This is a genomic window from Actinosynnema sp. NPDC050801, from assembly GCF_040673975.1.
Classification (GTDB): Bacteria; Actinomycetota; Actinomycetes; order Mycobacteriales; family Pseudonocardiaceae; genus Actinosynnema.
In genome coordinates this window covers 13967-39382 of record NZ_JBFAQZ010000034.1, presented here as the reverse complement: position 1 = coordinate 39382, position 25416 = coordinate 13967, and the positions used below count along the sequence as shown (strand labels likewise).

The following is a 25416-nucleotide window of genomic DNA, read 5'->3' as shown; positions in this document are numbered from 1 at the left end:
CGTGATCAGGACTGCGGCGGCAGGAGCGAGGCGGGAACGTCGACATGGCGTGCCCGCAGGAATTCGCCCAGTGATTTGCCCAGTTGGTCCAGTGACAGTCCCGCGGAGCTGCTGGGTGCGAGGTAACCCCGCAGGACGAAGCAGAGACCGCGTAGTTTCGGCAGTTCGTAGCGTTCGATGGTGATCACCGCGGGGCTCGCGAGCAGCTCGGCGAGCCGGTCGGCGGTGAGGAAGGACAACAGCCAGGGGTAGGCGTTGTCGTGGCTCACCCAGACGCCGAGGTTGGCGTTGCCCGCCTTGTCTCCGGCGCGTGCGTGCACGACGTCGCCGAGGGGACGCCGAACGGTCGGGCCGAAGAACGCCAGGTCGGCCGGTGGTGTGCGGGTACTTGCCGGCTGTCCTTCGTAGGGCTGGACCCCCGAAGGGGGAGGTATGTCCACGACTCGGCCGTCGGGCAGGTGTGCCTGGTGTCGCAGGCTGTCCTGGCGGAGCAGGCCGGGCCAGTAGTCGATACGGGCCTGGACGCCGGGGAAGATCTCGGTGACCTCGATGTAGAAGCCCGGGAAGCTGCCCAGCCAGAAGGAGTTGAGTTGGGTGAGAAAGCCTTCGACGTGTGCCGCGGTGGTCCCGGCGACGGTCACCTTCACCGGGACGGTGGCCTGCCACTGGTCGGCCGGGTCGGCTGCGGCCCGGCCGCAGACCGACAGCCGTAGCTGCTCCACGTCGTTGTCCTGGGCGGCGATCTCGGCCTGCCGCCGAAGCATCTCCACCTTCTCGTCGATCTGCAGTCCGGTCGGGAAGTACCACATCGACCCGCGATAACCGGTGTGCAAATGGATTCCCACCCGGGTGGTCCCGACGGGCGCGCTGCCCTTCGCGCCGATCACGCGTACCCGGTCCGGTCCTTCCTGCGTGACCGTCACCGAGTCGACGTGCCAGGTGACGTCGGGGTTGAGGTACCGGGGGCCCTGGATCTCGTAGACCAGCTGGGCGGTGACCGTGTCGACGGTGACGGTGCCGCCCTCGTCGGCCCTTTTGGTGATGACGCAGTCACCGTTGCCGGCGACCTCGGCGATGGGGAATCCCAGGACGGTGTTGTCGGGCACGGTGGTGAAGCCGGAGAAGTTGCCGCCGGTGGCCTGTGGGCCGCACTCGATGATGTGCCCGGCGGCGACGGCACCCGCGATCTTGTCCAGTTCGTCGCGTTCCCACCCGTGCCACCAGGCGGCCACACCGCTGATCAGGGAGGCGTCGGCGACCCTGCCGGTGATGACGATGTCGGCGCCCGCGTCCAGTGCCGCCTTGACACCCCAGGCTCCCAGGTAGGCGTCAGCCGCCAGCAGACGCCGTTCGCTGCTGCCCAGGGATTCGCCGGTGTCGGTGTTGACCAGTTGCCCTTCGGCGACCAGCCGGTCGACCTCCTCGAACAGGTCGTCGCCGGTGACGCAGGCAACGCGCAGGTCCACACCACCCGCCTGCACCGCCTGACGGATCTTCTCCGCCAGCCCGCGGGGGTTGTGCACGCCGGCGTTGGTCACGACCTTCAGCTTCTTGTCGGCCAGCGCGGGTAGCTCGGGCAGCAGTTGTGCCGCGAACAGCGGGGAGAAGAACCGGCGGTGTTCCTCCGGGTCGTCGAGGAAGCGGGCTGCCACCATCGACTCCACGAACTCGGTCATCGAGTCGCCGACCAGCACGTCGACGGGTTCCCCGTGGACGGCGTCGTGAAAGGCGGAGGATCTGTCGCCCATGCTCCCGGAGAAGCCGGCGATGCGGACCGGGCGGCGTGGGGACACCGGATACCTCCTTGGTCGCGCTGTCCGGCGGATGCCGGACGACGGTGCGCGGGCTCGGAACAAGGGCGGGGTCCGCGGCTGGATGGCGGTCGCTGCTCCGCGGCAGGTACTGCCGTGCGCGGTGGGGGACGTTCGACGTGTCGCAGTTCCAGCCCTGGACGTCGTAGGCGGGCGGGCTTCCCCCACCAGCCGGCCGGCCCTCATCCGTGACCAGGCTGAGTCCGCGCGTCGGTGCCACCTTGCGCGGCGCCTCGTCGTCCGGGGCGTCGTCGTTCACGGGAGTCCTCCCTGAACGGTGTTCCTGCGGACGTTCGGCGAGGCGGGTTCCAGGTCGTCGCGGACGAAGGAACCGAGTGCGTCCACGAATTCCTCGTGGCTGTCCAGGTAGGACACGTGCCCGGCGCCCGCCAGGACGGTGAGGCGGCCGTCCGGGAGTAGGCGTGCGGCCGCCCAGCCCTGCCACACGGGGAGGAGCTGGTCCAGGCCTCCCCAGACCACCAGGGTCGGCACGTCGATCCGGTGCAGGCGGTCGACCACGGTGAGGTCGTCGCGCTGGCCGGTGATGCCGGCGCACTGGCGGAACACCTCGAACGAGGTTCGCAGTGCCTGTCGTGACCGGGCCAGCCGGGACTGGGCCGCCCAGGTCATCACCGGGATGCGCCAGGGCTGCCGGAGCAGCAGGTTGCTCGAGAGGGCGAGGGTGGCGGCGCCGCCGGGGAGGGAGACGAAGGCGGATGCCAGGTCGGCCGCGCGCTCGGGCAGCATGCCCAGCGCGATGGCGATCGGGTGGACCGCCCGGCCGAGGCCGGAGGCGTCGACCAGCGTCAGTCTGCTGACCGCACGGGGATTCTGCAGGGCCAGTTCGGCTACCACGTGGCCGCCGTAGGAGTGGCCCACCGCGATGACGGACTCCACCCCCAGGACGTCGAGGAAGTCGGCGACGAACGAGGCCACCGCGGCGGGGCGCACGTCCCGCTGCGGGCTGGTGCCGCCTAGGCCGGGCAACGACAGCGCGACGACCCGGTGTGTCAGGGCGAGTTCACCCATGACCGGGAACCAGTCCTGCGGGTCGGTCGCGACACCGGGCACCAGCAGGACCACCGGGCCTTCTCCGGCCTCGTAGAAGAGGGTGGAGAGCCCGTTCACCAGAACACGCCGCCTGGTCGGCCGCCGGTCGTCCATGCGAATCCTCCTCGAACTGTGCGACGGGCGCCGAGCTCGGCGCCCGGGACTCCTCGAACAGAGGCCACGGTCAGTCGAAGACCAGCTCGTCCGTCACCGAATCCCGCCCGGCGAGCCACATCCCGAGCGCCTCCCTGGTGCCGCGGACCTCCCGCGCGCACGGTGAGCGGGCTCCGAGCCCGGGATAGCCGTCCGTGGGTACGCACCGGTACCGCAGGATCCTCAGGTTGGTGCTCAGGCTCAGCAACGCTCCGTCCCAGAGGATGAACGTGGGCACGGTGGCCGGCAGGTCCCGGCGCATTCCCAGTCCCCGCACGATGTCCTGATGGTGGACCGCAAGGTCCCCCAGCGTGATCACGGCGCCGATCCGGCTGGACAGGGACGGCCGGTCCGCCCACGTCCGGGCGCGTGTCATCAGTCGGCTCCGCGGCAGCAGGCGGGCCCGCTCCACCTGTTTTCGGTTGGCGGCGTGGAAGAAGGGGCCGTAGGGGAGGTAGGAGGCAGCGACGTCGTCCACCGCCAGGAGGTGCCCGAGGACGTCCCGCGGCGACCACTCGGCGCACAACGTGCGACCGGATTCGAATGCGTCGTCGGACAGCTGATCCAGGGTGACGATCAGCCGGTGCCTCTCCGCGCGCAGTTCCTGTTCCAGGGGCAGACCCACTGCTCCGGCCTCCTGTCGGCTCGTCGGTCGGGATGTGTCGGATCTCGGGTGGATCAGCCGGTGACCAGTTCGCGCAGGCTCTGCTCCAGGCAGTGGTGGAAGAGGCCGGTGTCCGTGACGGCGGCCGGGTCGAGGTTGGTCCCGATCGCGCACGTCCCGTCGTGCGAGGCCATCGAGATGTTGGCCGCGGCACCACCTCGGGGAGCCCAGGCCACCGCGTTCACCACGTGGGCGCCCGCGGCGAAGGTGGTGCGGGAGAACCCGGGCACGCTGGTGACCACGATGTCGACCGCGCTCCGCAGCAAAGGGGGTAGGAGCGACCGGTGGACCAGGCCCGGAACCCAGGATCCGAGGTCGGCCAGGGTGGTGTGCACCTCCCGGACGAGGGCGTCGCGGGCCTCGGTGATCGCGGAGTGCACGGCGGCCATGCGCGCCGGGGCCGGCATGTCGCCGATCGGCCCCGCGATGCGCACCGAGGCGACGATGTTGCCCGCGCCGGTCTCGAAGGGCTTGCGTATGTTGACCGGCACCAGAGTCGGCACGCTGTCGTGGCTCACCCCGTGATAGTCGTGGTAGCGGTGGAACGCGCCCAGCACCGCTGAGATGTAGGCGGATGTCACGGACACACCGGCGGCCTTGCCGGCGTCTTTGAGGTCCGCCAGGGGAACGGTGACCATGCCGCAGCGAATCGCGGAGCTGCGCTTGCGCAGGAGGGGTGATCGCCTCACGGGCTGGAGCAGGTGCGCGGCCGCCCGGCCGGCGAGGCGGGCCCCGTCCACCGCGGCGCGCGGTGTCGTCAGCCACCGCGTGGTCTCCCGCAGGAGCGCTCTCGTGCCGTCGATGACGCCGTGGGCCGCGGAGGTCAACGGGAGGCGCGTGACGGGAGCCGTTCGCCGGACGGTGTGCTCGTCGGTGGGCCGCGGCCGGCGGGGGAGGTCCGTCGGTGCCGCATCGGGGAGCAGTCCGTTCATGACCGAGACGATGGTGACCGCGTCGCCGATGCTGTGGTGCCACTTGAGGAGGATCGCGGCCTGGTCCTGGTGGTAGCCCTCGACGAGCGTGGCCTCCCAGGGCGGGTGCAGGGGGTCGAAGTCCGCGTTGTTGCGCCACTCGACGAGTTCGAGGAGGTCGCGCAGGCTCGCCGGCTCCGGGAGCCGCATCCGGTGGACGTGCCGGGTGAGGCGGAAGTGCGGGTCGGGCGTCCACGCCGGGGTGCCGGCGCGTAACGGTGTGTCGACCACCCGGTGGGTGAGTCGGGGGAGTCTCCTGACGATCCACCGGCAGCCGGCCAGGAAGGCGTCCCAGTCCGGGGTGCTGTCGAGGTACCAGAGCCAGGTGACGTGCGGACGGGTCAGGGGGTTGGTCCCCATGCGCCAGAAGAGCGTGTCCGTGCCGTTCATCGGGCTGGGCGAGGACCACCCGGCTATCGGCCTGGTTCCGTGGATGGTCGCTCCTCCGGGGGCGGTGTCGCGTGTGCTGTGCTCCTGGGACGGGCGGGTCATGAGAGACCCACCAGTTCTTCGGACCGCTCCCACACGGCGCGTTGCAGGCCGGTCCGGAAACGGTGCGGGGACGGTGGCAGGAGAGCGGCTCCCGGCGTCGTGGAGTGGAAGCCGCCGCTCCGGCCGGTGAAAAGCGGGTCACCGGCGAGCCGCAGGGCGTGCTCGGCGCCTTGACGGGCGTTGCGCACGAGCGGTGTCCGTGCGGCCAGGGAGAACAGGCGCGCGCCCATCGGGATGTTCCGGACGAGCCCGGTGGACACCAGGCCGGGGCAGAAGGCGTTGGCGGTGATCCCACGTGAGGTCCACCTGCGCGCGATCTCCTGTGTGACGAGCACGTTGAGCAGCTTCGAGCGGGCGTAGACGGACAAGGAGCCGACCGGACCGTAGGAGCCCGGTTCGGCGAAGGTCCGGGGATCGAGGTGCAGCACGCTGCGGTGCGATTCGGAGGCGACCATCACGATGCGAGATGGTGCTGCCCGCTCCAGCAGGTCGACGAGGAGGTTGGTCAGCAGGAAGGGGCCCAGGTGGTTGGTGGCGATCATCCGGTCGAACCCGTCGGCGCTCACCTCGGGGCGCAGGTCGTGCGTGCCGGCGTTGTTGACCAGGACGTCGAGGTGCGGCAGGTGTCGGTGCACCTCTTCGGCCACCCTGCGCACGTCCCGCAGAGCCGAGAGGTCGGCCACGAGCATCCGGACCGCGGCGGACGGGTTCTCCCGGTGCAGCTCGGCCAGCGTCGCCTCGCCCCGCGCGCGGTCGCGGCATATGAAGAGCACGTGTGCGCCCGCCGTGACGAGTCCCCGGGCGATCTCCTTGCCGATGCCCGAGGTCGCGCCGGTGACGACGCAGTACGCGCCTGCCAGGGCTTCGGTGGGCCCGGTCATGTCGCCATCTCCGCGAGCTCGACACCGGACATCTCCAGCAGGACCCGGCCGGTGGGGGTGACGGCTCGGTGGACGCCGTCCGGACCGACCGACACCACGAGCCCGTGCCCGTGGCGAAGCAGCAGGTCGTGGTCGTTGGCGCCGTGGGTGTGCAGGTGCACGCGCGCCACCGAGCGGGGCACGAACAGGGGGTGGTCGCGTGCACCGGCGGGACGCAGGGCGGACGTCCTCAGCGCGGCACACATCAGCAGTGCCGGTGTCGTCATCGTCCGCAGTCCGGGGTACCCAGCCAGTTCGGGGGTCCAAGTGCCGCGCGCGAAGGAGCCGTCCACGACGCAGCCCGAGAGGTTGCGGAAGGGACCGCGCAGCGACACCGGGGCCTCCGCAACGGCGTACGGGTCCCGGGCGGGTACGGGATCGACCTGGGCGGGTGGGTCCCACGCAGGGGCGTCCGGCAGCCGAGAACCGGACAACAGCACCTTGGTCTCGAAGTGGCGGAGTCCTCCCGGTCGCATCCGGCCGTCCGGGCCCAGGGTGTCGGAGTGGATGCTCACCGCCACGGCCGTCCTCGGCTCGTCGCCGGACCGGCGCTGCGCCACCCGTGCCCTGATGCGCAAGGGGGCGGGCTTGCTCCGGTTGAACGGACGGATGAAGGCGTCGAACCGGGCGTCCAGGAACCCGGTGGCGAACGTTCCCGGGACCAGCGCTTCCGCCGCCTGCGCGGCGATGTCCAGGATGAACGTCGCGGGCACCGTCGGTTTGCCGCTGACCAGGTGGTCGTAGAGGTGGGGTTCCTGGTCCGGGGCCACGGGGAGGGCCCACTCCCCGCTGGAGCCCGGGTCCTGCGGTGACGACCGCCAGGACGGCCACAGACGGCTCGCCGGACGTGCGGGCGGCTCGTCGTGCACGAAGCCCGGGAACTGGTGCCGCAGTCGGTCTCGTTCCGTGCTCCCCAGGTAGACCGCCGTGCCCCCCGCGCGGGACGCGGCCGCGAGCTCGTCGAGGAACTGCGCGGTGCCCTCGGCCGTCGATATGGGGGTGAACCGCGCCTGACGCGAGACGTGTTCCTGGTACAGGGCGCCGGATCCCATGCCCGTCTGGCGCCACATGGTGAAGCCGACGGTGATCTCCCGGAAACCCGCGGCGGTCTCCGCGGTGGCCTCCAGGTAGGCGTTGCCCGAGGCGTAGTCCGTGTCGCCGGGCGCGCCGGCGGATCCCGAGTACGAGCCGATGTTGCACCAAAGGAACGGTTGCCCCGGGCCCAGCGCCGACCTGATGTTCAGGTGGCCGAGCACTTTGGTGTCCCGTACCGCGCGAAACACGTCGAGGCTCTTCTTCTCCAGCAGCGTCGAGGCCACCTGGCCGGCGGCGTGGACGACGAAGTCGACCCGCCCCTCGGCACTCAGCACCTGTCCGACCGCCTCCCGGACCGAGTCCTCGTCCCGCACGTCACATGCGAGGTAGTGCACCCGCTCCTCACCGAACCGGTCCTTGAGCGCCCGCAGTGCGAGGTGCAACCCGTGTTGTTTCAGCAGGGCGTCCGCGCGGGCGATCACCGACTTCGGGGCCAGTCCGGGCAGGCTGTCGCGGAGGCGGCGGATGAGGTCGGCGCGGGTGCTGGTGAGCCGTTCGCCTCCGATGCCTTCGAGTTCCGACGGCAGGGCCTCCTCGGTGCGGCCCAGGAGCCACAGGGTCGGTCGGGCGTGCTGTGCCACGGCGTCGAGCAGGGCTTGGACGATGTCGCCCGCCCCGCCTGTGACCAGACCGACGGATCGGTCGGTCAGCGGCAGTTGTGGGGACGGGCCGGTGGACGCGAGGGCAACCGGGTGCAGTGCTTCGGTCCAACGCCTTCCCTGGAGGTAGGAGAGGGCGGGAGGCGGGAGCGGGCGGACGGCGCGTTCCCGCGCCACGCGCGTGAGCAGGCCGGGTGCGAGGGGCTCGTCGGTGGTGAGCGTGAACGCGACCGTGCCCGGGCGCTCCCAACGCAGGCTCTTGACGAACCCGTCGAAGAGCGAGGCCGCCGGGTGCGCCGTTCGGTCGCCCGGGGCGCCGCCCAGCAGGACGGCCAGCGAGCTCTCCGGCTGCCAACGCGACCAGAGGCGCTGGGTGATGAGGAAGACCGCGTCGTGCAGGGCAAGGGCGTGTGGCACGGAGAGGGTCGCCAGGTCTCCCAGCACCGTCAGGTGGGGGGCTGCCGAGTCGACCGCGGTGAGCATCCTGTCCACCGAGGCCGCCGACATGGGCCCGCCGCTGCTGTCCGGCAGGTCCAGGACGAGTGAGTCACTGTCGTGGAGGTCGTCGCGGACCGCGACGCCGACACCCGGTGAGGCCAGGAGCACGACGCCGCGGCGGGGCAGCGACGGTGGCGGTGGGATGCCGGCCTCGCTGTGGCCGGGCGCTGCCACGAGCTGCTTGCGGTAGCGGAGGGTGAGACGCTCAGGTCCGCCGTCCTCGTGCTCGGGGTGCGCCTTGACAGCCGGTTCGGCCAGCAGGGCCGTGTCCTGGTGCTCGGCGGGCAACCGCACGGGCAGGGCTCCGCGCTCCACAGCACGCAGGAGGGCCAGGGCGTGATCGGCCGCCAGGTAACTGCGGCCTTCTGTCGCCGGTGGCCGTTCCGGCGGGGCGGCGTCGAAGGACAACCGGGCGAGAACCGGCAGTCCCCGCTCTCGGGCGGTGTGGTCCGTCGTCACGGCCAGCAGGAAGGCGCCCTCGCCCAGCGGCGCCGGCCCGAGCCCCGACAGGACGGCGTTCTCGGTGCTCCCGTTGCCGTTGACGGCGACGACCAGCGCGAGATCCAGTTCACCGGTCCTGAGGTAGCGGTGGGCCACCCGCAGTGCCGCGAGCGTGCCGTCCCTTCCGGCGTCGATCACCATGCACGGACCGTGCAGGTCGTAGCGGGTCGCGATGCGGGAGGCGATGACGTTCGGCAGCACGCCTGCCTGCGAGTCCTCGGTCGTCGCCGGGAACCGCTGACGGGTCTTCTCCAGGTTCTGCGCCACGTGGGAGAAGGCCGGGTCGGCACCGTGCCGGTCGAGCAGCCAGGTCGCGTCGTGGGCGTAGCAGCGCACCGCCGTGCCCACGAGTCCGTGTGGCATCCCCGTGTGCGCGGCGATCACTCCCGTGGTCTCCCGGACATCCGCCCACACCTCACCGTGCTCCGCGGCGAAACGCGCCGCGACCTGCAGCGCCATCAGCTGACAGGGATCGATGACCGGTATCGTGCGCGCGGGCATCCGGACGTCGGCGGGCGCGGGCGCGGGGTAGGGCCGGGGGAAGCCGGCCGCCGGCGGAGCCGCCGTGCCGCGCAACCAGTCGCGGACCGACGTGGTGGACGGTTCGCCGGGCAGGTGGGCCGACCAGGCGACCAGCACCAGCTGCCCGGAGTCCGGCCGGACCGGCGGACCGGAGCGCAGACCCCCGGCGGCGACGCGATCGGCCACCAGCAGGTGCGCGTTGGTCCCGCCGAAGCCGAAAGCCGATACGCCGACGGTGCGAGGCTCGTCCTGCCTGGGCGGATAACGCACGGCTCTGCCCGGGACCCGGACCCGCGCGCCACTCGTCCGGCCCTCCGGGTCCTCCGCGCCGAGCTGCCCGGGTATCCAGCCGTTGCGCAGGGCCAGCAGTGCGTGCATCAGGGAGAGGACGCCGGCATTCCACCCTGTGTGGCCGAACACCGGTTTGTTGCTGCTGCACCACTGACCGGAGTCGGGACCGAGCTCCGTGAGCACCTGTGACTCGACGCCGTCGCCTGCCGGTGTGCCGGTCCCGTGCGCGACGACCCAGTCGACCTGGTCCGGCCTCACCCCGTTGACCGTCCGGGCTCGCAGTATGGCCCGTCGCTGACCGGCGGGGTTGGGCGCCGAGATGGACTTGCCGCGGCCGTCCGCGGCACCGCCGAAACCGAGGAGGACACCGAGGACGGTGTCGCCGTCCTCGCGTGCCCTCCGCAACGTCTTCAACGCCACCAGCCCGGCGCCGTCGCTGAACAGCGTTCCGTCCGAGGCTCCCGTGAACGCCCGGACACGCCCGCGCGGGGAGAGACCGCTCAGTTTGGCGAACATCACCGCCATGGTCGGATCCACGACGTTGACGCCACCGCAGTAGGCGATCTCGCACTCACCCGCGAGAAGGGCCTTGCTGCCCAGATCGACGGCGTAGAGCGAGGAAGCGCACGCGGTGTCGACGACAAAGGACTCGGCCACCCGCTCCGTGAGCCCCGCGAAGGCACGGCGCACCACAGCGTCGGGGCCGGCGGCCCGATCGAGGGTCACCGCGTGCCGGTAGTGCGCGAGCAAGGCCGCTCGGACCCTCTCCACGTCCTCCTCGTCCGACGCCGATCGGGCGAGCAGCTCCACGAGCACCGACTCGACGAGGCTCTGGCTGCCCCCGGGCCAGGCGCCGACGTAGGCGCCGCAGCGGTAACCGGGTTCGACCCGGACACCGGACCGCGCTTGCAGAACCGTGTGCCGCAACCAGCGGACTGCTTCATCGCGGCCGGGACCGGCGTCCTTCTCCGCCTCCAGCAGAGCGGGGTGGGGCCGGAAGTCGTGCAGGTAGCCGGCGCGGCGAGCGTAGGTCCGGTCCGGCTCCTGCCGGTCCCGGGACCAGAAGCGGCTCAGCTCGAAGCGGTCCCCCGGTTCGCTGAAGACGTCCCGCCCGCCGTTGACCGTTCGCCACAGCTCACCAGGACTGCAGGCGCCGGGTACCGCGACGCCCATGCCCACCACGGCGACCAGGTCGGCGGCCTCGCTCGGCGCGGTCATCGGCGCTGCTCCGCCACCAACTCGGCGATCTTCTCCAGCGTGGTCGCGCGGACCCTCCGCTCGGCCGGTGGTTCGGCCAGCCCGTACTGCTCGCGCACCCGTTGGAACAGTGCGAGTTGTTTGGCGGAGTCGACGCCCAGATCGGCTTCGAGGTCGATGTCGGAGGACAGCATCTCCACCGGGAAGCCCAGGTCCTCGGCGTACATGTCGGCCAGCTCGGCAAGCACGTCGGCGCGGGTTGGCGGCGATTCCCGATCGGCGGGGACCACCGCCTGCGGTGACCCCTGTGCATCGGGTGCGCCGGCCTCGTCCGGGCCGGGCCCGGCGGGGAGCGGGCGCCGGGTCACCGGGAACCCCGCGTCGTCGAGGGCGGCGGTGATGCTCTCCACGTCACCGCGGCTGGGCAGCAGGGGGAGTGCGCGCGCGGACGTGGGCAGCGAGGACCTGACGATGCCGGTGAGCGCCTGGCGCGCACCGACCTCGATGAACGCCGTGGTGCCCGACCGGAACAAGGAGAGCAACGCATCGTAGAAGCGCACCGGTGCCACCATGTTCCGGGCGATCACCTCCCGGACGTCCGCGACGGTTCGGACGTGCCGGCCCAGGATCGGGGAGAACACCGGCACCCGGGGCTCGGCCGGCCGCACGTCCGCCGTGGACTCGCGGAAGATGTCCGCGGCGAGGTTCAGCACCGGGTTGTGGAAGGCGTACTTGGCCCGCAGCCGGGTGGCGCGCAAGCCCAGGCCGGTCGCCACCGCTTCCGCCGCCCGCAGGGACTCCAGCGGGCCGGAGACGACCGTCTGTCCCGGGCCGTTGTCGATGGCCAAGCGGAGTCCGGGATCGTCGAGCAAACCCACGAGGTGCTCGGTGCGCCACGCGGGTGCGTCGAGCGCGAGGAGTCCGCCCTCTGCCGGGTCGGAGCGGCGGAAGGCTTCCGTCCGGGTGCACGCCATGCGGGCGACGTCGGCGACCGACACCGCTCCCGCGGCCGACAGCGCGGCGAACTCGCCGAAACTGTGGCCGACCAGGACGTCGGCCCGCAGTCCGAGCCCGGACAGCACCTCGAAACCGGCCGCGTTGATGGCGTAGATCGCCAGGTCCAGTTGGTCGCTGTTCTTGGTGAGGAGCTCGTCCAGCGGGGCCGCTTCCCGTTCCAGGACCAACGGTGCCACGGGCTCGAAGCCGTGCTCGGCAGCCACCGCGTCGATCGTCTCCAGTGTCTCGACCGCCTTGGGGAAGTGCCGTGCTCGATCAGCGAGGATCCCGGGCAGGTAGGCGCCCTGGCCGGGGAACAGCACCGCCAGACGTGGAGTCATGAGTGCTCACTTTCTTGAGGGCGAACAACGTCGAACTACTGCTCGTCGGGCCGAAGGAGCCCCTGATCGGTGTAGAAGGCCTTGGCGACGGCAAGGGCGTTCAGCGTTCTGGGGAACCCGGCGTACGCGCTGACGTGGGCGAACAACGCGACGACGGACGAGGGAGGGATGCCGATCCGGTGCGCGATCGCCAGGTGGAGCTTCAGCTCCTTCTCGGTGTCGCCCAGGACGGCGAGTGCCGTCAGCGTCACCAACTCCCGCTCGCGGTGATCCAGGCCCGGTTCGTGGTGGAGCGTCCCGAAGACGGTCTCGACGACCAGGCGCGCGGTGCTCCCGCTGATCGGCTCCAGGTCGTCGAGGAACTTCCGCACGGCCTCGTGCCCGGCCAGCTCGTTCGCCGTGTCCAGGCCGCGCTCATACCTTCCGTCCTGGTCCCGGTGCGGGACCGCGAGTGGGTTCTCCGCTGTCATGGGCAGTCATTTCTTTGGGTCCGGCGGATTTCGCGCAAGGTCACGGCCGGTACCGGACGGGTCTCTGCGGGTTCAATGAAGGCGTCGACACATGACGGCCAGGGACTTCGAACGCACCGCACAGGCGAACACAATGGCCGGCCCCTGTCGCACCTGCCCTGATTGTGCGCTACTTTGTAAAATCATCGTTTCGCCGTGATGCACTCCGAGAGTGCGCTGCCCGTTTCCAATACACAAGCGCCCAGGGTTCACCGCAGCTGAAACGTTATATTCGATGTGTGCGGACAAATTCCCGCTCGAGGGGAGAGTCGGATCCGTTTGGAATGATTCTCCGGTCACCGGAAATATTCCAGTCGGACGTGACCCGGGTCCGCGTGAGATGGATCCCGACGCCGTCGAGACGAATCCGGGGGTGGGATCACAGGAAGCGGTAGGACTTGAACAGGAACGTGATCGAGCTGCCCGGCGGCACCGGGTTGGCGAGCACGGCGCAACTGGTGTCCGTGTAGAGGGTGACCGTGGTGTCGGTGGCGTTGTAGACGCTGGTGCCCAGCGTGGACACGAGGTGGCATTCGCCGATCTCGGGATCCTGGACCTGCTGATTGCCGCCCACGAGGTCCACGTAGTAGAAGGTGCCGTGCGCCCTGCTGTCCTCGGCGACAGCCGAGGTCGGGGCGGTCGAGACGGTGGCGAGGGCGAGGATGAGGACTGCCGTCACTCGTGATGCGCTTCGCATGCCGGTTGCCTTTCAGTCGGACGGTGCGTGCCGCTGAGCAGCTTTCCCTGCACCCGGTGATCAACACAAGAGCGGGAACGATCTCGCCGAACCGTGACAACGGAAAGTGATCTTTGATATTCCGCGACCAGCTCGACTTTCGTCACCCGCTAAGAGTAGGCGAGTTCACCATGTGGTGACCGGTTGCGCGTGCGGGTGACGGTGAGTGGGTGCCTGCGAATAAATAGGAATAATCATGCGGCGCACGAGTGATCGTGCCGACCTGAACTTGCGTCGGGGCGACACGGGGAAGACGATCGAGCGGCTGAACACGATGTCGTTCGGGGCGTAATGGGGAGCGTGATGAGCAGTTCTTCCGACCGCACCGCGGAAGTGATCTCCTGGGTCGACCGCGACATGCCGGTGATGCGAATGCTCCGTGAACGCTTCGGTTCGGAGCGGCCGCTTGCCGGGTACCGCGTGTCGGCCAACGTGCACCTGCTGGCCTCGACGGTCCCGTTGTTGCTGGCGTTGCGCGACGCGGGCGCGGACCTGGTGGTGTGCGGGTCGAACCCCATGTCGACCGACTCCGGTGTCGCGCGATGGCTCGGTGAGCACGGTGTGACCGTGTTCGCTCCGGGCGCGGACGACCTCGGAGACGACCACGAGCGTTTGCTGGCCGTGTTGGACCACCGCCCGCACGTCGTGCTCGACGAGGCGGACGGGCTTCTGGGTCTCCTGCACGCCGAGCGCGAGGAGTTGGTGCCGGGCCTTCTCGGCGCGTCGGTGCACACCCTCACCGGTGTCCGGCGTCTGCGTCGCTTCGCGGATCAGGGGCGTCTGCGCTTTCCAGTGGTCGGGATCGACGGCAGTCCGATCAAGCAGCTCTTCGACAACGAGATGGGCACGGCGCAGAGCACGCTCGACGCGATCACCCGCCTGGTCAACCCGCTGTACTGCGGGTCGGTCGCCGTGGTGGCGGGCTTCGGGGCGTGTGGGCGGGGGATAGCGAAGGCGCTCGCCCGCCGGGGAGCCGACGTCATCGTCACCGAGGTCGACCCGGTGCGTGCGCTGTGGGCGGTGACGTCCGGTTTCCGGGTCATGCCCGCGGACGAGGCCGCCTCGGTGGGGGAGTTGTTCATCACCGCGACCGGGAACATCGACGTTCTCACCGGGTCGCACTTCGCCCGGATGAAGGACGGGGCGACCCTCGTCAACGCCGGACACGGGAACGTCGAGATCGACGTCGCGACCCTGGCCGACACCGCGTCCGAGATCCGCACCGTCCTCCCGCTGGTGACGGAGTACCGCGACAGCAGCGGCCACCGGAGGTTCCTCCTCGCGGAGGGGTACCCGGTGAACACCGCCGCATCGGCCGGCCACCCGCCGGGGCTGATGGACATCAGCTTCGCCGCGCAGGCCCTGGGGATCGAGTACCTCGTCCAGAACGCCTCGCACCTGTCCAGGACGGTCCACGCGCTGCCCGAGGAGGTGCAACGGCGCGTCGCCGGCGCCAAGCTGGCGGCGCTGGAGGTGTCCATCGATCGACAGGACTCCGAGCAACTCCAGTACGACGACCAACTCAGCTTCGCTTCGCGTTGAGCTCCGGAGAGCGCCATGCTGCACCTGATGCCGTACCGGTCCTGGCTCGCCGCTGAGACCGTCGACCACCCCGACGCGGTCGGCCTCACCGACGACAACGCCGTGCTGGACCACGCCAACAGCCGCCTGACCGACGACGAACGCCCGTTCGTGGTGGTGGAGCCGCACTTCGGCGTCGCCCCGAGGGTCCGCTTCCTGTGCCGGGACATCAGGGGTGCCGTGGTGGAGATCGCGCCCCGGCCGCCGATCGCCGGGCAACTGGACCTGTTGCCGCACCCCGAAGGCGGTTGGGCCAGGGAGATCTGGGAGGCCGACTCCACCTTCACCCCGTCGGGCTATCCCGGTCCGCGCGCGAGTGCCACCGCGTTGCAGTACGCACTCGGTCCCGACGAGCGTTCCCGCTGGCACGTCGTGCGGCCGGACGAGTTGTGGTTGTGGCAGAGCGGGGCGCCCCTGCGGATGCTGCTCGGCGGCCGTGCCGGGGAACCCGCCGACCCCTCGGAACACATCCTCGGCGACGACTTCGCCCGAGGGCAGCAGCCCTGCCTGCTGGTCCCGGGGGGCACCTGGCAGGCCGCCGAACCGGCCGCGCCCGCGGAGGTGCTGATCACCTGCGTCGTGTCACCCGGCTGGGACCCCCAGGACTACCGCATCCTCGAAGCGGACCGCGAACGGCCCTGAACCCGCGTCCAGCGGTGCGGAAGAGGCGACCGGTGCGACGGATGGACAACGCTCCGGCGGGGGAGTGGTCGAGGTCGACTGGAAAGCCCGACATGCGACCGCTGATCGCGTGCCGCATCGCAGCACCGCTTGTGGTTGCGCCCGCATCGTCGGTGGCTCGGGACCAACGCCGCCACGGGGTTACCCGCGCGACCGTCTCGCGGACGAGCATGTCGACCATGCCGGGCAACCCGTGGCCGGTCGCCGGACGGCGTTGTCGGGTGGCGGCGCCGCAACCGGTCGACACCCGGTCCAGCAGCGATCGCACCTCGTCGAGGTCACCCGCCGAGGTCAAAGCGGGTGTGATGTGCAGGAGAAGGCGCGCACCCAGGGTGGGCACGCGTGCGCCGGTTCAGGGGGCGACCTGTGCCGCTCGAAAAATCAAGTCACGCCGGTCGGACCGACCCCGGCCGCGGTGGACGATTCACGAACCGGCCAACCCGAAGGTGGCACTCACCGTAAGAGTCACCCCACGACCGGAGTCGATCTACCACAACCAGCGTTCTGATGCTGGATTTCGACTGCTTCAAACGCATCAACGACCGCTTCGGCCACCTGGCCGGGACGACGTGCTGCGCGCAGTGGCCGACGCCATCCGCCGCGTCGTGCGCGGCACCGACCTCGTCGGCCGCTGGGGTGGAGAGGAGTTCGCCGTGCTGCTGTCCGGCGTCGACACCACCGGAGCGGCAGCGGCAGCGGAACGAATCCGGGCGATGGTCTCGGTGCTGCGGGTGACCACCCGCGACTACACCGGCGAAGAGGTCGTCGTCGCCGACCTGACCCTGTCGGTGGGCGCCGGGGCCTTCCCCACCACGGCCGCCACGGTGGCCGACGTGCTGCTCCCGGTCGACACCGCCCTCTACGAAACCAAGCACAGCGGACGCGACCAGGTCCGGCTCGCCGCCCTCGGCGCGGCCTGAGGACACGCACGTCGTGGTGGAGAGCCGACACGGCCCAATCGCGTAACGGGCGGTCTTCGCCCTCGGGGCTGTCTGTTCCGCTTGAAGTTGGTGGAGGTGGAGGTGCCTGGCCTGCGGCCCGTCGGGTAGGTCTGAACAACCCGACCGGCGGGTTGTTCAGACCTACCCGACGGATTCGGCGGTCGAGGGCGAACGAGGCGACGGTTTCGGAGGGGTTGCCGACACGCTGCCGCAGCTCGGTGTCGTGCGCCGGCGAGGTGGCTGCGGTCTGCGCGGCCGTCCTCGCGACCCATGTCCGTTCCGTGTGGGAGGTGCCGCCGGACGTCGCCTTGACCACACCGCGTCCGGTCCCGTCCGCGGGGTCGCCGGACCGCACCGTCCCGCACTCGCCGACCGCGGGACCGGCATGGGGCGGCATCGGGACGGTGAGGTCAGAGGGAGGTGATCTCCAGGGTGGTCAGGGAGTAGATACCGGCGACCGTGCCCAGTCCTGCGGTGCACAGCAGCACGTCGGTGGCCGGCCCGGTGGTGACCTGGACGACGCTGCTCCCGGCGAACAGGCCGGAGGTCACCGTGCCGGTGGCGGTGACCACCAGGGCGGCCCCCACGATGGTGGAGGTGTCGTTGGCGGAGACGGTCGAGGTCTGGCCGGTGTTCCAGGTGACGGTGAAGGTGAAGGACCCGCTGTCCAACAGGTCGAGGCAGGACCGTCCCGGTTCCTGGCCGGTGTAGGTGCGCGAGCCGGAGGTGATGGCGGGGTTGCTCGGCGACACGCACGGCCCGTACTGCGCCGTGACGCTGATGGTGACGGTTTGCGGTGCCATGGTCAGAGGCGGGTGGAGGTGATGCTGTTGCTGCTGGGCGGGGTGCAGGTCACGTCCAGCACCCCGGCCGAGGCCGTCCCAGCCGGGCCCGGCACGAGCAGCGCCACGGTGCACACGGCCGTCATCAGCATGGCCGCGGCGATGCGTGACGACTTGGTCGTCATCGCTCTCCATCCGGGCGGCACCCGACACCCCGTGTGGGCGCGAGCCCGCACCAGGCACCGAGGATGGCCCCGCCCGGACTGTCCCGACAGGACCAAGCGGGTGACCGTGCAGGACGTCCGGCCCTTTGTCGCCACCGCCGTGCGGCCCGAACTCCGCCGGTTCCGGCTGGACGGGAAATCGCCTCACGGGTCCCGACAAGTACCTCCCGACACCGACACCACCACGGTCAACTACCCCCCGAACACCGCCATCTTCGCCCGAACAGAACAGGGCGTCCGTTCCGGGTGATGTTGGCGGAGGTGCGACCGTCTGACCTGTGGTCCGCCAGGTAGGGGCGAACACCCGACAGGTCCGGTTGTTCGGACCTACCTGGCGGGTTCGGCACCGGAGCCCCACCACGCAAGCTATGGGCGTTGGCCGGGCTGCCAACCCGACCACGTTCGCCCAGCTCGTACTCCGGCATCCGCCGACCAGTCCCGAACAGGGCCGGACAACTGTCCGTTCTGCGTGAACCCTGCGCAGCGTGAGCCTGGTGACCTGCTGTTCCAAGGTCGGGTCCGGTCAACTGCCTGCCGGGTTGTTCGGGTCTGGTTCTCCGATCACGGGGTTGGTCAGCCGGAAGTGGGCGGCTGCGGTGCAGGGTGCCGGTGGTCCGCCATGCGGATCCGGACGTTGGCGGGCTGGGGTTGTCCGGATCCCGCTTGGCGGAGTCGACGGCTTCGGGGTGCGGTGTTCGCCGCTCACGCCTCGACCACGTCCCGGCGGGCATCGCCCGCGGCGTTGCCGACCGCACGGCCCTGCTCTGGTCGACCGCGCGGGACCGGGGGCGGGACGGCCTCGGGGACGGTGGGTCAGAGTGAGGTGATCTCCAGGGTCACGAGGGCGTAGGTGCTGGGGACCGTTCCCAGGCCAAGGGTGCACAGCAGCACGTCGGTGGCCGGATTGGTGTTCACCTGGAGGACGGTGCTGCCGGCGAACAGGCCGGAGGTGACCGTGCCGGTATAGGTGACCACCATGGCGGCCCCCACGATGTTGACGGTGTAGTTGAAGGAGATGGTCGAGGTCTGGCCGGTGTTCCAGGTGATGGTGAGGGTGGCGGACCCATTACGCAGCAGTTCGAGGCAGCTGAGTCCCCGCGCGGGTCCGGAGGCGGTGCGGGTGCCGGAGGTGATGGCGGGGTTGCTCAGCGACACGCACGGCCCGTACTGCGTGGAGCTGGAGCCGGCGACGTCCTGCGGGGTCGCGGTCAGCGGCGGGGTGTAGGTGATGCTGTTGCTGCTGGGCGGGGTGCACGTCACCTCCAGCACCCCGGCCGAGGCCGTTCCGGGATGCGGGACTGGGCTCGCCGTGAGGGCATCTCGATCGCGGACCGCGGTCGGGTTCCCGACGAGATCAAGCTGCGGTACCAGGCGGCGCACCCCGACGAAGCCTCGCTGGCGTGACGGCGATGACCGCCGAACTCGGGCGCGGTCGCCTCGGCCACTGCCTGTCCCCACTGACGCTGCCCTGGGCGGTCGACGAGCTCGTGGTGGCGTTGACCGTTGAGCGTGCGAAGTCGCTGAAAGTGCGGCCTGGGGAGCCGTCACCGTGGAAGCACCGGTGGCCGACCTCCGCAGCGGCAATCTGGGCTGCTAGCCGGGAGAGTCAGGCTGGCGGACTTCGCCGATCACATCAGATAAACGCCTGCGCCGCGGCGACACCTACAGCCGCCTGGCTGCGGGGTTCGGCGTCGGCCTGGCCACCGTCTGCCGCTACATCCACGAAGCCGTCCAACTCCTGGCGGCACTGGCACCGGATCTGGCCGACGCGGTGAAAGTCGCCATGCGCAAGGCCTACGTCATCCTCGACGGCACCCCGCTGCCCATCGACCGCATCGCCGCCGACCGGCCGTACTACTCGGGAAAGCACAAGCGCCACGGCATGAACGTCCAAGTCCTCGCCGACCCCGCCGGGCGACTGCTCTGGACCTCACCTGCACCCACAGACACGGTCCACGACCTGACCACAGCCCGTGCCCACGGCATCGTCGACGCCTGGCCGGAGCGGACATCCCATGCTGGGCGGACAAGGCATACCGGGGTGCCGGCGGCCCGTCCGCGTGCCCTATCGCCGCAAGTGGCACAACCTCTCGCCCGGTCAGCAGGCGGTCAACCGCTCGCATGCCCGCATCCGCGCCCTGGGCGAACGAGCCGTCTCGATCCTGAAGGAAAGCCGGTGCGGGGCTCCGGCGTGGTGGGGCGCCGGTCGGGACAGCGGAGGTCGCGGTGCCGCTGTCCCGACCGGCGCCCGCTTCAGCTGCCCAGTGGTGGCGCGGTGCCGTCGATGTGCTTCTTGAGGAACTCGTAGGCCCGGTCGCCCACGCGCCTGCCCAAGTCACGTCCCGCGTCGATGGCGGAGCGGAAGTGGACGCCTCCCAGGAGCCTGCTGAGGCCGCATTCCTGCTCCCACTCGGTCAGCGTCTCCCACGGGCCCAGGGTGGTGTCGGCGCGCGGGGTGATGCCCGGTTCGACCACCGACGCGCCCCTGGCGACACGGATCGACAGGCCGAGGGCGTCCGAACCGGTGAATCGGCGGGCCGCCTGGGCGAGCGCGCCACAGAACGCGGTCGAGGTCGACGGGTACTCGGGGTGGTCCGAGGTCTCGAGGTAGCTGCGCCACTCGTTGCCCTTGATATCGGTGACGGTGCCCTGACCGGGGCCGCCCCATGCGGTGACGTTCTGGTCGCCGTACAGGTAGCGGATCGCGGTGAACGGGCGGACCGCGTCGTAGCGCAGCTTGTAGTGCCAGGTCGCGATCCCGGCGTCGAACGGGGCCACGTTCGAGAGGGCGTCGAGGAAGACGAACCGGTCGAGGTCGTAGTGGTTGGCGGCCGCGATGTGCCGGAAGGCGGGCGGCAGCGCGCGGAACTTGTCGTTGAAGTTCTCGGCCAGGACCTTCTGGTAGTCGGTCAGGTTGGCCGAGGCGTGCAGGATCTCGTCCGCCTGTCGCTTGTACCCGGCAGGGTTGCGCACTGCGTCGCTGTTCACGGGCGGAGGCAGGGGGAATTCCGCGGGGTCGCGGTACGAATACGGCCGCGTGACGCTCCACTGCGGTGTGACGAACTCCTGGACGCGGAAGACGCCGTTGCCGGTGGTCACCACGTTCGGTTGCCAGCGGGACGGGTCCCGGATGGTGTCGGCGGTGTTGACCGGCCGGTACCCGAGGTAGTCGGAGTAGGGCTGCCGATTGTACTTCCGGCCGCCCTCGTCGCCGAGTTGGTTCATGCCGTCGTGCAGCCTACTGGCTATCACCGCCTCACCGGCGCGGTTGCCAATGCCCGCGGGCGTGGTGGTGTCGCGGCTGTCGTTGTCCGGGTCGAGCCCGGTCGAGGTGAGCATCTCGCGCCATTGCGCGCGGAACTGCGGCAGTTGGCTGTTGAGCACGCGGTAGCTCGCGTACATGATGGCGATGTTGCGTTCCCGGTTGGTCACCCGCTCGGTCGCCGGCCGGCGACCGAGCCGCGACGCGATGCCCACCGCAGTCGGGTGGTACGGCGCGATGGCGTCGAACCAGGCGTTGTTGAGCAGCACCGTGTACCGGATGACGAGCGAGGCGTCGCTGGGGGACACCGTGGTGCGGAAGAGCGGGTTCTCCGCCGGGATCACCACTTCCGCTATGGCGTTTCCGGTGTCCAGGTCGAACGGAATCCCGGGGTCCGTTTCACCGCGTACAGGCGCTGACAGCAGAGTCAAAGCGAAGACCGCAGCCGACACTCGGACAACGACCCGCTTAACGATCGATTTCGGATACATACCGCCGCCCTCCCGAAGGACGAGACGATTCCGGACCACGTCGGAACGGTGACTCCAAGTGATTCCGGGCGGTCGTTGGCCGGTATGTTACGGCAGGCGTCGCCATGGTCGCAACGGCACTTTTCCTGATTTGCGTGGAATATCGCCGCCTCTTCCGAGGGTGCACGACTTGGTTCCTCAGCTTGCCTTATTGAGTCACGTCTTGGCCCACCCCGGGCACGTCACTGCCATCGGCGGCACCTTTGGTCGTCACACGAGCACTCCGTTCGACCGGAGCATGGACCGGCTGGAAGAGCACCTTGACGTTCCACACACCCTCGCGCACCGCATGAGTGCGGACAACACCCCAGCTCCAGCAGAGGGCGCGCCCCGCACCTACTGGGAGAGGGGCGGCGACATGAGTTCTCGGTTCGCGGTCGCCCCGGACCCACTCCCGTTCGCCGCCACCCCGAGCAGGTGCCACGGGAAACGAGACTGATCACGGTCTCAACGCCGTGAGACACGAGGAAATTCGCAGGACACAAGATCGAAATGTCACGCGCGGCGAGACACTACAGCCCAATACGTGATGGCCGGATGAGGCCAGGGCGTGCAACCCGGTACATGGACCACAGAATCGGGTACCCGGTGCCGATGTACCCCGTTGCAGCGCTCGCCGGTAGATCCGGTATGTCTTGGAGTGTTGAGCGCCCAAGGCGCGCATCGTGTTGTTGATGGTGTGGTTGTCCTCCAACGTCCAGGACGCCTCGCGCTGCCGGTAGCCCATACCGTGGCTCGTCCGCAACATCTGGGCGTACATCAGGGCGTGGGTATCGCGGTCGCGATATGCCTTCTGGACACCGAACGCGATCAGTCGTCCGGCACGGATCGTGCGCAGCGCGCGCCATCTTCCACAGGCTGTACGGGTTCGTCCGGCCGGCCGCGACGCGCAGGGCCTGGTTGGCGTCCGGCAGTCCGAGGGCGAAGCCGATCGCTTGGCCGCCGACCTCGGCGAAGACCAGCAGTTCGGGGCGCAGGATGGGCTTGAGCTGCGCGGCCATGTGCGCCGACTCGCGTTCGGTCATCGGTACGAAACCCGGTTGTCCACCCAGGCGCTGTTGTAGATGGCCGCGAATCGCGTGATCTCGGCGCGGCAGTCGCCGAGATCGATGGTACGGAGGGTCACCTCCTCGTTGCGGCGCACCGTCTCGATGAGGTGTGTCGCCCAGGCGGTGCTCCACCGCTACGACACGCCTGATCTGTCCTTGACAGCCTCACACACCGACCAACTACGCGGCCTTGGGGCAAGTCCCCTACGTACGGCTGTGTTCGCGAGTCAACCCAGGGAGACGACGGGTATCAGCCCGTACGACGCTGCGCCGGATCCGGACCGCGAGGTGCCGGCGGGCTTCCAGCCGGCGCGTGATGGGCGAACCAGCGCAGGGTTGCCTGACGCCACACCTGGGTGCCCACCGCGCCGGGCGCGGCGTCGAAGACGTGCTGGCCGTAGGGGACTTCGATCAGGTCGCAGGGGATGCCGCCGCGGTGGAGCCGTTCGGACAACCGGCGGGTGCCGTCGGGCGGCACGATGTAGTCGGAGGTCCCCATGGTGAGAAGGGTGGGAGGCGCCTGGGGGGTGATGTGGTTCGTCGGCGTGGTGGCGGCGTACCGCTCGGGGTACTGATCGGGGCTCCCCCCGACGTACCGCTCGGCGAAGATCCTGGATGGTTCATTGGCGTAGAGCTGTGCCATGTCGCTGACGGGGTAGAGGGCACTGACGGCGTCGACCGGAGGTGGGTCGCCGCCGCAGCCGGAACGGAGCCGACCGGTGTTGCCCTTGTAGGCGGCTTGGAGCGCCAGGTTGCCGCCGGCGGAGTCGCCGATCATCATCAACCGCGTCGTGTCACCGCCGTACCGCCGTGCGTTGGCGCCGGTCCACGCCAACGCACAGCCGATCTGCTGCTCGGTGATGTCCCACAGGTGACGCTGATCGGTGGAGAGCGTGTAATCGGCGCTGATGACGAGGTACCCGTGCTCGGCGAACCAGCGCGCGTGCGCGGGCGGCGTGCCCTCCAGCCGGGAGCTCGAGATGAAGCCCCCACCGTGCACCATGACGATGACCGGTGCGGCGCCGCCGCCGGCCGGCCGCCACACCGACAGCGACAGGTCCTGCCCCTCGAAGCGGAGGTAGTCGACGTCCTCGTCGGGTGCGGCGCGCCCACCCGGGAGGTCCAGCAGTGCTCCCACGTCGAGGTCGACCTCCTCGTGGCCGGCCATGGCCAACTGCCTGCCACCGATCACGGTGACGCCCGCCAGTGACAGGACGGCCAGGACGACCAACGCACCTCGTGCATGGGTCCGTCGTCGCCACCACAGCCACCCGACCACCGCGACCAGGAGGAGGGAGGAGATGACGAGGTGCGCCGAGAACGACGACAGAGTGGCACCGACGACGTTCACGGGAGCGGGCAGGAAGGTGCTGACGACGACGAGGAACACCACGACCACTGCCAGCCCCAGCACGAGGAAGAGGGTTCGCCGCGCCCACTCGGCCACGACACCGGTGCTCGGCCGAGTGTCGAGCGCCGAAGTCCGCGCGGGCAGGTCCCCCGGGGCGCCAGGGTCTGCGGGCGAGGTCATGGAGGACTCCTCACAGGCGTGGTGCGGCGCAACGCTCGATTACCCGACCATGACTTTGTACCTGCGGTCGCACCGAGCCGCAGCACGGCGTTCGAGCCCGGCACATGCTGCGAGCCGCAGGCGGTGGGGAAGCCCGGCGACAGCAGGCGCGTCCTCGGCCGGTGGTGACCAGTGCCGCCCGGATCGCGCCGAGTGACGAAGCAGCGTCGGACTCCCCGTTCCCTCCCAGCGGCCGGTCCGGTCGCGGTGGGATCCCGGCGCGGGCATGATGTCGTCGTCCCGCGCCGGGACTGAGGTCAGAGTCGCCCGGAGCGGGCGACTTCGCCGTACCAGCGCGCGCTGGGCTTGATCGTGCGCGTGAAGGTCTCGCGGTCGACCGACACCAGACCGAAGGTCGGGGTCCACGAACCCCACTCGTAGTTGTCCAGCAGCGACCAGTGCAGGTAGCCGCGCACGTCGACGCCGTCGGCCATGGCGCGTGCCAGCCCGGTCAGGGCGGTGCGGGTGTACTCGACCCGCTCGGCGTCGTCGGCCGTCGCGATCCCGTTCTCGGTGACCAGGACCGGCACGGTGGGGCCGACCCGCCGGGCGGTGTGGCGGACAGCGCCTTCCAACGCCTCGGGGTAGAACTCCCAGCCGGTGAGCGTTCGGCGCGTGCCATCGGGATCCTGCGGACCGTCGGGCCCGATGACCACGCGCGTGTAGGCCTGCACGCCGACGAAGTCGTCGTCCTTGGCGACGTCGAGGAACTGGTCCTCGCGGGAGTGGGACCACTGCGCGGTCGACTCCTCGGCGCCTGCCGCGGCCTGGAAGTTCTGGTTCGCCACCGTCCAGCCGGAGCGCACCCCCGGCAGCGCGGTGAGCTCCTCGCGTGCGGCGCGGTGTGCGCCGATCAGCGCGTCGGCGACGTCCTGGTCCGGTGCGGGCATCGCGCCGGCCACGTTCTCGTGCCGTTCACCGCGCTTGAGCATCGCGCTGATCATCGCGAGCATGTTCGGTTCGTTGATGGTGCACACCCACTCGACGCCGTCGAGGATCGGCAGCACCGACCGGACGTAGTCGCGGAACCGGGAGACGCCGCCCTCCGCGGTCCACCCGCCCGCCGCGCGGAACCACGCCGGGGCCGTGAAGTGGTGCAGCGTCACCACGGGTGTCAGGCCGCGCTCGGCGCAGCCCTCGATCATCCGGCGGTAGTGGGCGAGCTGTGCCCGCGAGGTGTGCCCGGGCGCGGGTTCGACGCGCGCCCACTCGATGCTGAACCGGTAGGAGTTGAGGCCGAGGTCGCGGACGATGTCGAGGTCCTCGCGCCAGCGGTGGTAGCTGTCGCAGGCATCTCCGCTGCGCTCCGGCATGATCGGGTCCGGCGCGTTCTCGACGGCCCACAGGTCGCTGCTGGTGTTGTTGCCCTCGACCTGGTGCGCGGCGGTCGCGGCCCCCCACAGGAAGCCGTCGGGGAAGGTGGTCGTCATGGTGTCTCCTGGCTGCGGGC

18 protein-coding genes and 2 pseudogenes are annotated in these 25416 nt (G+C 70.2%); 5 read left to right on the top strand and 15 right to left on the bottom strand.

Translation table 11 applies throughout. The features are described 5' to 3' along the window. Positions 1-5 precede the first annotated feature (5 nt). The 9 genes from AB0K14_RS38320 to AB0K14_RS38280 form a co-directional block, all read right to left on the bottom strand. A complete protein-coding gene (locus AB0K14_RS38320; protein WP_360462864.1) occupies positions 6-1793 on the bottom strand; it encodes an acyclic terpene utilization AtuA family protein in 1788 nt (595 codons plus the stop codon). A 273-nt stretch (positions 1794-2066) separates the two neighbouring features. After that, on the bottom strand, positions 2067-2975 hold the full coding sequence (locus AB0K14_RS38315) for an alpha/beta fold hydrolase (RefSeq protein ID WP_360462861.1): 909 nt from the start codon (positions 2973-2975) through the stop codon (positions 2067-2069). A gap of 70 nt (positions 2976-3045) precedes the next feature. Continuing rightward, positions 3046-3639 carry a maleylpyruvate isomerase family mycothiol-dependent enzyme gene (locus AB0K14_RS38310; RefSeq protein WP_360462858.1) on the bottom strand — a complete coding sequence of 198 codons (594 nt, stop codon included), beginning with the start codon at positions 3637-3639 and terminating at the stop codon, positions 3046-3048. Positions 3640-3692: 53 nt separating this feature from the next. Then, entirely contained in the window at positions 3693-5039 is a 1347-nt protein-coding gene (locus AB0K14_RS38305) for a wax ester/triacylglycerol synthase domain-containing protein (RefSeq protein ID WP_360462855.1), read from the bottom strand. Between the two features lie 98 nt (positions 5040-5137). Then, entirely contained in the window at positions 5138-6022 is an 885-nt protein-coding gene (locus tag AB0K14_RS38300; RefSeq protein ID WP_360462852.1) for an SDR family NAD(P)-dependent oxidoreductase, read from the bottom strand. After that, positions 6019-10785: an SDR family oxidoreductase gene (locus AB0K14_RS38295; protein ID WP_360462849.1), complete on the bottom strand. Its 4767-nt coding sequence runs from the start codon at positions 10783-10785 to the stop codon at positions 6019-6021. The genes AB0K14_RS38300 and AB0K14_RS38295 overlap by 4 nt, the downstream gene beginning before the upstream one ends. Beyond that, positions 10782-12101 carry an acyltransferase domain-containing protein gene (locus tag AB0K14_RS38290; protein WP_360462846.1) on the bottom strand — a complete coding sequence of 440 codons (1320 nt, stop codon included), beginning with the start codon at positions 12099-12101 and terminating at the stop codon, positions 10782-10784. The genes AB0K14_RS38295 and AB0K14_RS38290 overlap by 4 nt, the downstream gene beginning before the upstream one ends. Positions 12102-12136: 35 nt before the next feature. After that, a complete protein-coding gene (locus tag AB0K14_RS38285; protein ID WP_360462843.1) occupies positions 12137-12571 on the bottom strand; it encodes a carboxymuconolactone decarboxylase family protein in 435 nt (144 codons plus the stop codon). Positions 12572-12989: 418 nt separating this feature from the next. Then, positions 12990-13289, bottom strand: a complete 300-nt coding sequence (locus tag AB0K14_RS38280; protein WP_360462841.1) for a hypothetical protein — start codon at positions 13287-13289, stop codon at positions 12990-12992. 360 nt (positions 13290-13649) lie between these two features. Between AB0K14_RS38280 and AB0K14_RS38275 the strand changes: the two genes are divergently transcribed. From AB0K14_RS38275 to AB0K14_RS38265, 3 genes and pseudogenes are all read left to right on the top strand, one after another. After that, on the top strand, positions 13650-14888 hold the full coding sequence (locus AB0K14_RS38275) for an adenosylhomocysteinase (protein ID WP_360462838.1): 1239 nt from the start codon (positions 13650-13652) through the stop codon (positions 14886-14888). A 15-nt stretch (positions 14889-14903) separates the two neighbouring features. Next, entirely contained in the window at positions 14904-15569 is a 666-nt protein-coding gene (locus AB0K14_RS38270; RefSeq protein WP_360462836.1) for a cupin domain-containing protein, read from the top strand. A 546-nt stretch (positions 15570-16115) separates the two neighbouring features. After that, positions 16116-16528, top strand: a pseudogene (locus AB0K14_RS38265) (diguanylate cyclase). 431 nt (positions 16529-16959) lie between these two features. Here AB0K14_RS38265 and AB0K14_RS38260 read toward each other — a convergent pair. The 3 genes from AB0K14_RS38260 to AB0K14_RS38250 all read right to left on the bottom strand — a co-directional run bounded on the left by AB0K14_RS38260 (position 16960) and on the right by AB0K14_RS38250 (position 18815). Then, positions 16960-17352, bottom strand: a complete 393-nt coding sequence (locus AB0K14_RS38260) for a hypothetical protein (RefSeq protein WP_360465792.1) — start codon at positions 17350-17352, stop codon at positions 16960-16962. Positions 17353-17354: 2 nt separating this feature from the next. Next, the gene (locus AB0K14_RS38255; protein ID WP_360465789.1) at positions 17355-17516 is read right to left on the bottom strand and encodes a hypothetical protein; all 162 of its coding nucleotides are present in this window, start codon (positions 17514-17516) and stop codon (positions 17355-17357) included. An 852-nt stretch (positions 17517-18368) separates the two neighbouring features. Further along, positions 18369-18815, bottom strand: coding sequence for a hypothetical protein (locus AB0K14_RS38250; protein ID WP_360465786.1), 447 nt, complete (start codon positions 18813-18815; stop codon positions 18369-18371). A 289-nt stretch (positions 18816-19104) separates the two neighbouring features. Between AB0K14_RS38250 and AB0K14_RS38245 the strand changes: the two are divergent. After that, positions 19105-19714: pseudogene (locus tag AB0K14_RS38245) on the top strand (transposase family protein); the annotation flags it as partial. 94 nt (positions 19715-19808) lie between these two features. Here the strand turns inward: AB0K14_RS38245 and AB0K14_RS38240 are convergent. Next, a complete protein-coding gene (locus tag AB0K14_RS38240; RefSeq protein ID WP_364340298.1) occupies positions 19809-21161 on the bottom strand; it encodes a vanadium-dependent haloperoxidase in 1353 nt (450 codons plus the stop codon). 1016 nt (positions 21162-22177) lie between these two features. On the opposite strand from AB0K14_RS38240, the gene AB0K14_RS38235 reads away from it, so the two are divergent. Continuing rightward, entirely contained in the window at positions 22178-22411 is a 234-nt protein-coding gene (locus AB0K14_RS38235; RefSeq protein ID WP_360465780.1) for a hypothetical protein, read from the top strand. Positions 22412-22646: 235 nt separating this feature from the next. Here the strand turns inward: AB0K14_RS38235 and AB0K14_RS38230 are convergent, their stop codons facing one another. Next, on the bottom strand, positions 22647-23927 hold the full coding sequence (locus tag AB0K14_RS38230; RefSeq protein WP_360465778.1) for an alpha/beta hydrolase: 1281 nt from the start codon (positions 23925-23927) through the stop codon (positions 22647-22649). A gap of 296 nt (positions 23928-24223) precedes the next feature. After that, on the bottom strand, positions 24224-25396 hold the full coding sequence (locus AB0K14_RS38225) for a family 1 glycosylhydrolase (RefSeq protein ID WP_360465775.1): 1173 nt from the start codon (positions 25394-25396) through the stop codon (positions 24224-24226). Between the last annotated feature and the right edge of the window lie 20 nt (positions 25397-25416).

Coding starts and splice junctions, on each gene's coding strand:
- AB0K14_RS38315 (WP_360462861.1), bottom strand. CDS start 2,975: ATGGACGACCGGCGGCCGACCAGGCGGCGTGTTCTGGTGAACGGGCTC.
- AB0K14_RS38305 (WP_360462855.1), bottom strand. CDS start 5,039: ATGAACGGCACGGACACGCTCTTCTGGCGCATGGGGACCAACCCCCTG.
- AB0K14_RS38300 (WP_360462852.1), bottom strand. CDS start 6,022: ATGACCGGGCCCACCGAAGCCCTGGCAGGCGCGTACTGCGTCGTCACC.
- AB0K14_RS38295 (WP_360462849.1), bottom strand. CDS start 10,785: ATGACCGCGCCGAGCGAGGCCGCCGACCTGGTCGCCGTGGTGGGCATG.
- AB0K14_RS38290 (WP_360462846.1), bottom strand. CDS start 12,101: ATGACTCCACGTCTGGCGGTGCTGTTCCCCGGCCAGGGCGCCTACCTG.
- AB0K14_RS38285 (WP_360462843.1), bottom strand. CDS start 12,571: ATGACAGCGGAGAACCCACTCGCGGTCCCGCACCGGGACCAGGACGGA.
- AB0K14_RS38275 (WP_360462838.1), top strand. CDS start 13,650: ATGAGCAGTTCTTCCGACCGCACCGCGGAAGTGATCTCCTGGGTCGAC.
- AB0K14_RS38270 (WP_360462836.1), top strand. CDS start 14,904: ATGCTGCACCTGATGCCGTACCGGTCCTGGCTCGCCGCTGAGACCGTC.
- AB0K14_RS38260 (WP_360465792.1), bottom strand. CDS start 17,352: ATGGCACCGCAAACCGTCACCATCAGCGTCACGGCGCAGTACGGGCCG.
- AB0K14_RS38255 (WP_360465789.1), bottom strand. CDS start 17,516: ATGACGACCAAGTCGTCACGCATCGCCGCGGCCATGCTGATGACGGCC.
- AB0K14_RS38230 (WP_360465778.1), bottom strand. CDS start 23,927: ATGACCTCGCCCGCAGACCCTGGCGCCCCGGGGGACCTGCCCGCGCGG.
- AB0K14_RS38225 (WP_360465775.1), bottom strand. CDS start 25,396: ATGACGACCACCTTCCCCGACGGCTTCCTGTGGGGGGCCGCGACCGCC.